7 protein-coding genes and 1 pseudogene are annotated in these 6,831 nt (G+C 40.7%); 1 reads left to right on the forward strand and 7 read right to left on the reverse strand.

Annotated features, from left to right (window positions below; all coding sequences use genetic code 11):
- Window position 1 precedes the first annotated feature (1 nt).
- From Xhom_RS21005 to eco, 3 genes are all read right to left on the reverse strand, one after another.
- A complete protein-coding gene (locus tag Xhom_RS21005; RefSeq protein WP_069314939.1) occupies window positions 2-445 on the reverse strand; it encodes a GNAT family N-acetyltransferase in 444 nt (147 codons plus the stop codon).
- A gap of 101 nt (window positions 446-546) precedes the next feature.
- Window positions 547-1,254, reverse strand: a complete 708-nt coding sequence (aqpZ, locus tag Xhom_RS21010; RefSeq protein WP_069314938.1) for an aquaporin Z — start codon at window positions 1,252-1,254, stop codon at window positions 547-549.
- Between the two features lie 298 nt (window positions 1,255-1,552).
- Entirely contained in the window at window positions 1,553-2,029 is a 477-nt protein-coding gene (gene eco / locus Xhom_RS21015; RefSeq protein ID WP_069314937.1) for a serine protease inhibitor ecotin, read from the reverse strand.
- Between the two features lie 267 nt (window positions 2,030-2,296).
- On the opposite strand from eco, the gene Xhom_RS21020 reads away from it, so the two are divergent.
- The gene (locus Xhom_RS21020; RefSeq protein ID WP_069314936.1) at window positions 2,297-2,515 is read left to right on the forward strand and encodes an HP1242/YdcH family protein; all 219 of its coding nucleotides are present in this window, start codon (window positions 2,297-2,299) and stop codon (window positions 2,513-2,515) included.
- A 150-nt stretch (window positions 2,516-2,665) separates the two neighbouring features.
- Here the strand turns inward: Xhom_RS21020 and Xhom_RS21025 are convergent, their stop codons facing one another.
- The 4 genes and pseudogenes from Xhom_RS21025 to Xhom_RS21040 all read right to left on the reverse strand — a co-directional run.
- Window positions 2,666-2,902, reverse strand: a complete 237-nt coding sequence (locus tag Xhom_RS21025; RefSeq protein ID WP_069314935.1) for an ogr/Delta-like zinc finger family protein — start codon at window positions 2,900-2,902, stop codon at window positions 2,666-2,668.
- Window positions 2,903-2,971: 69 nt separating this feature from the next.
- Window positions 2,972-4,522: a phage late control D family protein gene (locus Xhom_RS43660; RefSeq protein ID WP_069314934.1), complete on the reverse strand. Its 1,551-nt coding sequence runs from the start codon at window positions 4,520-4,522 to the stop codon at window positions 2,972-2,974.
- Complete coding sequence (locus Xhom_RS21035; RefSeq protein WP_069314933.1) at window positions 4,519-5,025, reverse strand: phage tail protein; 507 nt, start codon at window positions 5,023-5,025, stop codon at window positions 4,519-4,521. Before Xhom_RS21035 ends, Xhom_RS43660 begins: the two co-directional genes overlap by 4 nt.
- Window positions 5,022-6,831, reverse strand: a pseudogene (locus Xhom_RS21040) (phage tail protein); the annotation flags it as partial. The pseudogene Xhom_RS21040 and the gene Xhom_RS21035, both read right to left, overlap by 4 nt.

Consider the following 6,831-nt stretch of genomic DNA (forward strand, 5'->3'; position numbering starts at 1 on the left):
TTTACTCAGATGCTTTCTTTTTCTCTAACGTCCACACAAAATCCTTCTCTACGACAGGTTCAAAACCGAGCTTCTTATAAAGCCAGCTTGCTGAAGACGTTACCAACATCACATGTTGAACATAAGGAATGATTGGATGCTGTAAAACACATTCTACCAGCCAACGTCCTAATCCTTTCTTCTGATACTCATCGATAATGAATACATCTGAAAGATACGCAAACGTTGCAAAGTCAGTGACTAATCTGGCAAAACCAATTGGTTTATCACAATGAAGTAGTACAAAACATAAACTATTATCGATCGAGGTTTTAACTCTCTCAAATTCAATTCCGCGCGCCCAAAACAATTCGGTTAAATGACTATGCACGAAATGAGTATCAATATTACTCTTATCCGTTGTAACCTGATATTCGCCTTGCTTCCAAGTTATATTTTGATCCATCACTTTTCCTTTTAAGAAAAGACTGAACTGAACAGAGAATTTACCATAGAAAGGAATAAAAAAAGCCACGCTATAGCATGGCTTGTCAAAATAAGAGAATATTAATTAATGGATTGATCATCTTTCTGTAATAGTGTCTGGTATATCAATCCACCAGCAACACCGCCAATTAATGGAATCAACCAGAATACCCAAAGTTGCTCCAGTGCCCAAGTTCCTTGGAAAATAGCAACTGCTGTACTTCTTGCCGGGTTAACAGAAGTATTTGTCACAGGAATGCTAATTAGGTGAATGAGTGTTAATGCCAAACCTATCGCTAATGGTGCGAACCCTACCGGTGCGTTTTTATCTGTTGCCCCAAGGATCACAATCAGGAAAAATGCAGTTAAAACTAATTCAATAATAATTGCAGCTTGTAATGAAAAACCATCGGGGGAATGCTCTCCATAACCATTCGACGCAAAACCGCTCGCTGTTGCATCAAAGCCACTTTTACCACTGGCGATAAGATAAAGCACCGCTGCGGCTGCAATTCCACCAATCACTTGAGCAATAATATAAGGGATCACATCTTTTACAGAAATACGCCCGCCCGCAAATAATCCCAATGTTACCGCCGGATTAAAATGCCCTCCTGAAATATGCCCCACAGCATAAGCCATTGTCACGACAGTTAAACCAAAAGCCAGAGATACGCCAACAAAGCCAATCCCCAGCTGTGGAAATGCCGCAGCTAAAACAGCACTACCACATCCACCAAACACCAACCAAAAAGTACCAAAAAACTCTGCCGATAATTTTTTAAACATTCTACGATTCCTCAATGATATTTGCATGAATGCAAAAGAATCCAAACACAGTTTAGTTAGTATTTTTAAATATTGGCAAGGAATCACAGGCAGAAAGTAAAGGATAAAAAATATTATCAAATCGAATTTAAGTATAAATTCATTATGAACTGTTTTATTGTAAACTTATTGACTAATTAATAGGAAAAACATTACTACTAATTAAAAATAAATAAGATAAAAAACACCAATGTCATGATCCAAACAACCTGAGTTTTCTATAATAAAGACCCAGGCTGTTGATTTACCTAATCAGTAATTACTTCACCACTGCTTTATTGACTTTATCTGATGCCTGCCAAATACGATATTTTACTGTCATCGCTTTGGGTGTATATACAACGATTGGTAATTTGCTATTATAACGTATAAGCGCATCTTTACCTAACTGAACTTGGACGAATCGTACAGTTTCTGTGTTATCTACACATTTCATGTTGGTAGACATCGGACCGGCTACTTTATTCAACTCATAATAATCGTATCCCCAGCCTTCCAAAACTTTGGTCTCAAGATTGCCACCAAACCAGTGGTTATTACAATCTACTTTCATATTCTTGCCGATCATCAACTCAACCATATAGTCGTTCTCACGCTCTTGAGGGGGAACCTCAATCACACTACGAATCATTCCGTCAGGAGCAGCAGGAAAAGGTGCTATATCTTCAAGTTTTTTGTCCGCAAAAGCAGAAGCCGAAACCATCAACGCAACTAAAGGAAATAGATATTTTTTCATATTTCACCTCAAGTATGTTTAAAAAAGAAACTGGATCATAACAACAAAAAACCTGAGGTAAATTATGTTTTTTGGCAAGGCACTGATTTTTAATTCCCTTAAATAAAGATGAAAGCTATTCCCTAAAATTAATGTTCACTTTTATTAATAATCAACAAGCTGAACAGATACTACCAAATCTTTTTTATGTGATATCTCTCAAATCTGATATTACAATGGGCTGCTACACTCATACGGCGTGGTAGTGAATTTCGTATAGGAGGTCTCATGTTTCCAGAATACCGTGATTTAGTATCCAATCTAAAAGAATCTCATCCTCGTTTCCAATCTTTGTTTGAAAAACATAACCGACTTGACCACGAAATAATGCAACTTGAAGGGCCAAATGGAACTGGCTATAGCGATAAGGTTGTACGTCTGAAAAAAGAAAAACTACACATCAAAGATGAAATGCAAAGGATTTTGCAGGCAGAAGCACAGAAGTAACCCTGCCAATAACCTGACGCCTGCTATGTTAACAAGTAGGCGTCACATGAAGTTCTCAATTCAAGAACTTTATTCAAGAAATAATTTAATTCAAATCCGAAAAAAGCCACCATAACGGTGGCAAAAACTGGAGCAATGGTTTTTTGTTATTTATTGTGCGGCAACCGCTTTCTGGCGAGGTTGTCTTTTGGTCTTTGCTTTTGGATGTGGCGTGACATTTTCGACTTCACCTGGCTTAGAAATGAAACGAACAAACGTTTCATGGCTGACGAACGTTGCTCCACAATTGATGTTTTGACATTGGTTATAGCGCTCCTTTGTTTGGCTTGAATGCTCAAAGCTGCTACGAGTATGCGCTGACTGAGCACACAGAGGACACTTAATCATATTGTTCACCTTTATTGAAATAACACCATCTCGTCTGGTGAACAATATACCAAAGATCTCATATTGAGATCAAGTATTTATTTTAGTATCTTCCGTTTTGATCTCAACATCATCAATTTTGATTTCGAGATCCAATCCGGTCGTAAAACCACTGTCGTTAAGGTTGTGAGTTACTTTAACTATAGTCCAGCTAGTTTCATCGATTTCTTTTTTAAAACCCTTTAACTGGATGGGCGTTTCAGGATAGATATCAGCACGCCCTTTCGCCAATGTGATAGAGAACTGCGCGGCGCCCCGCTGTATTTTTTCCCAAACAGCTTTGCCGGCACGCTCCGCATTTTCCTTGTTAGAATAAATACGGGAAAGCGTCAGAACATTCTCCTGAGTTCCTGCCAAATAGTTTGTGGATTTTTGCTGTACCGTTGTTGTTTGATGATGTTTAGTTGTTGACTTGCTTTGTTTCTTATAAGACAGACTTCCCTTGGTATCGATGTTCTTTTCTCTATCGATAGTTCCGTTATCTCTGTTTTTTCTTTTCTGCTCCTTTTGTCCATTTTCAATATAAGCAGGTTTCTCCCTTCCTTTTGTTTTGTGATCTTTTTTCGCCAAATTGACGCCACCTTTCTTCTCCAGGATCGCTCCACTAGGCTTAACAAGATTCACTCCTCGAGGAGACTCATTTTTACGAATTTTTTCCTTTTTAAAGGTTGGGGATTCTTTTTTCTGGACAGAATATTGCTCTTTTTGGAGCGGATTCTGGTCTTTTTTAGAGGTATCCTTTCCTGATGATTTGCCCTTACTGCTGCCATATTCAGTGATAATTTCAACTTTCCCGTTCTCTGTTTCTACCCGTATCAATTTAACCGTCTGCTTAGCCGCTGTGCGGGTATCCTGCCACTGGGCAACGACACTGGTATAAGCTTCGCGATCAGACAGAGAAAATCGGTGGCTATCTCCTGATTCACGAGTAATCAAGACAGTAGGAATAGCAATGCCACTCGAACTCTTGTTTTGTCCTTGGCGAATAAACAGCAATTCACCATTTTTGACTGAGGCAATCGCGCCTTCCTGCTTTGCCACACGTGTCAAAAAACTCACGTCAGATTCATTAGTTTGATCGATATGCATAGAGATACCTTTCAATTCATTACTGATTTTAAATGTCAGTTGGTTTCTCGTGGCAATCGTGCTCACAATGTTCTCTAGTGTTTGTTTATGATAAGACTCTTCGCATTTGACATTCAAAGCACCACGAAAATCAGCACTGCGGGCACGAACAGTCAGCCGATCAGGTGCACCAGTATGTTCAATTTCATCAACAACAAATTGTCCCTTTGGGATTAAGGAGTGGCCATGCCACCCCAGTTCCAACGTGAGAATATCGCCTCGGGAAGGGAATATCAGTTCCCCATCCGCATCATTTAACTCAATATCGAGTTGGTCTGATTCCAAACCACGGTTATCCGTCAGCGTTAAAGACATTAAACGCGATTGAATTTTACCAGTGATATCCTTATTATTGGTTTCCAACCGAAAAGCGGGAGCACTATCTTTACCAGTGACCAAATCAAATTGAGGAACCCAATCCGTGTTAGGTACCCACTTTTCAAAATCGATCATGAGAATACTCCCTTAGCTTTATTAACAACATCATTTTTGAAATCAGATATCTTTTTCGGCAAATTAGGTAACTCTTTCTTGATATTAGAAAGCTGATCCTGCAAATCACCCAACATTTCAAACAGATTGTTATCAACCCGCCGTAAAGTCAGCGTAAAACTGATTTTTCTGGCTGCGCCACCTGACATAAACTCTGTCTTGGTCTCATCGATGCTCTCGATAACGAACATACCGTAAATCGCACCACTACCATCAATGAAAGACCACGCCTTGCCACTGTCTGCCATTAATTTCAATGCAGTCAGTGAAAGCGAACCACCTGTCAGCTCAGGATAAAGTTCCCCGGATAGTGTGATCGTATCGTTATCTGAACCAACAAACTGCCATGCAGGCCGTGCTCCCACTCGGCTATTAAAAGCATGTCTCCAACTTTGTTTATGTTGAAAACTTTGGTATGGCGTTGTTTTCAGCATAAAAACAAATAAACCAAGTGCCGCCATCATAAGAAATCTCCTCCTCTGTCAGAAAGTGAGCTACGCGTACGGGCTTGCTGCATGCGTTCCCGTTGTTCCAATTCCTGTCTGACCATACGGGCAATATCCTGAGCGGATTGTCCCTGAGCGCCATAGACATTGATGCTATATTGCGGTGCACCACCAGATTGCTGCAGCAGGCTTCGTTCCCTCTTCGCCTGAACTTCCTCATAAGTGTGGGCAGGCAGACTTTGTGCGTGTAACGGCGCATCCTGAGCTGCAACAGGCAATGACATTGAGCTAACAGCAAACCCCAACGCTGCAAACTTTGTCGTATTTACCCGGCTGGTCACATTTGCTGAGCCGCTGACTAATTCAGGGCCACGTTCACCGACAATGGCAATATTCCCAGCAGAGACATATCCACCTTTATCTTTTAACTTTGGCGTAATACTCCGCGCTTGTTGGGCTGTTTCACTATTGGTAATTTGCTCTGATGTATTTAATTCAATTTCCTTTTTATCATCACCACCACCAAAGAATGATTTAACCGCATCACCAAAACTTTTGAATTTATCTTTCAGAGTGTTCCACTTTTCTTGAATACCTCCTAATAGGGCATCGAGCATTTCCGAACCGGCAGCTTTTAATTTTTCCGGAATAGCCTGAACATCAGCAACAATTTCATTCCATCTATCTGAAATTGATTTTTTAATACTCTCCCAAATTTCTGATGTATTCTGTTTAACCGATTCCCAAACTCCACTTATTGTCGCTTTAACCGATTCCCAAGCTTCTGAAGCACTTTGTTTAATGGTATCCCAGTTTTGGTAAATAATGCCGATGAGTCCCCCATTCATGAAATAACTCTTAATACCTTCCCAGGCAGTATTAACAAGGTTTTTAATTCCTTCCCAAGCACCGCTAAAGATATTTTTAACGCTTTCCCATAAGGCTATGAATTTTGGCCCCAATGATTCCCAATTCTGCCAAATATAAATAGCAGCCATTGCAATAACACCAATAATGGCAAGAATCGGGTTTGCCATCATAGCCCGACCAAGAAACATCATTACCTTACCTAATGTACTGAAAGCAGTATTTAAGAAAGACAAACCTTTTACACCAACACTTGCCAGAATGTTTATGCCGTTACCCAAAACACCAAAAACTTTTTGACCAATATTTCCTAATGCACCCAATCCTCTACTTTGTTTGCCAAAAGTATCTTTATTTCCTTTATTAGATAGCAGATCAGCACCATTATTAAGTGAGCCAAAAACCTTATTCCCGGTTTTACCAAAAAAATCCATGGCGGCTCTTAGTGCTTCCAAAGCCTCAGTTCCGAATTGTGCAAATGCCTTCAAGCCATCTCTTAAACTCTCCATGGCCTGAATACCGACCTGCGCAAATCTATTCAGATTGGCTCTTAATTCTTCCAGTCCCTGAACCCCAATCTGAGTAAATATATCCAGACTGGATTTCAATTTATCCAGCGCCTGAACACCCAAGTCGGCAAAGAAGGCGAGGCTGGCTTTTAATTCTTCAAACGCCTTCAACCCCAACTGGGTAAAAACATCCAGCGGTGCCAGCAACCGGTCCAGCGCCTGAACGCCCAGCTGTACAAACGAATCCAGTGTCGCTTTCAGCTTGTCCAGGGCCTGAACACCCAAATCAGCAAAGAAGGCGAGGCTGGCTTTTAATTCTTCAAACGCCTTCAGCCCCAACTGGGTAAAAACATCCAGCGGTGCCAGTAACCGGTCCAGCGCCTGAACGCCCAACTGTACAAACGAATCCAGTGTCGCTTTCAGCTTGTCCAGCGCCTGAACACCCAAA

The organism is Xenorhabdus hominickii, from assembly GCF_002632725.1.
Lineage (GTDB): Bacteria > Pseudomonadota > Gammaproteobacteria > Enterobacterales > Enterobacteriaceae > Xenorhabdus > Xenorhabdus hominickii.

What these genes read in the sequence shown, in the direction of transcription:
- Xhom_RS21020 (WP_069314936.1), top strand. Translation starts at nt 2,297, where the DNA reads ATGTTTCCAGAATACCGTGATTTAGTATCCAATCTAAAAGAATCTCAT.
- Xhom_RS21025 (WP_069314935.1), bottom strand. Translation starts at nt 2,902, where the DNA reads ATGATTAAGTGTCCTCTGTGTGCTCAGTCAGCGCATACTCGTAGCAGC.
- Xhom_RS21005 (WP_069314939.1), bottom strand. Translation starts at nt 445, where the DNA reads ATGGATCAAAATATAACTTGGAAGCAAGGCGAATATCAGGTTACAACG.
- aqpZ (WP_069314938.1), bottom strand. Translation starts at nt 1,254, where the DNA reads ATGTTTAAAAAATTATCGGCAGAGTTTTTTGGTACTTTTTGGTTGGTG.
- Xhom_RS21035 (WP_069314933.1), bottom strand. Translation starts at nt 5,025, where the DNA reads ATGATGGCGGCACTTGGTTTATTTGTTTTTATGCTGAAAACAACGCCA.
- eco (WP_069314937.1), bottom strand. Translation starts at nt 2,029, where the DNA reads ATGAAAAAATATCTATTTCCTTTAGTTGCGTTGATGGTTTCGGCTTCT.
- Xhom_RS43660 (WP_069314934.1), bottom strand. Translation starts at nt 4,522, where the DNA reads ATGATCGATTTTGAAAAGTGGGTACCTAACACGGATTGGGTTCCTCAA.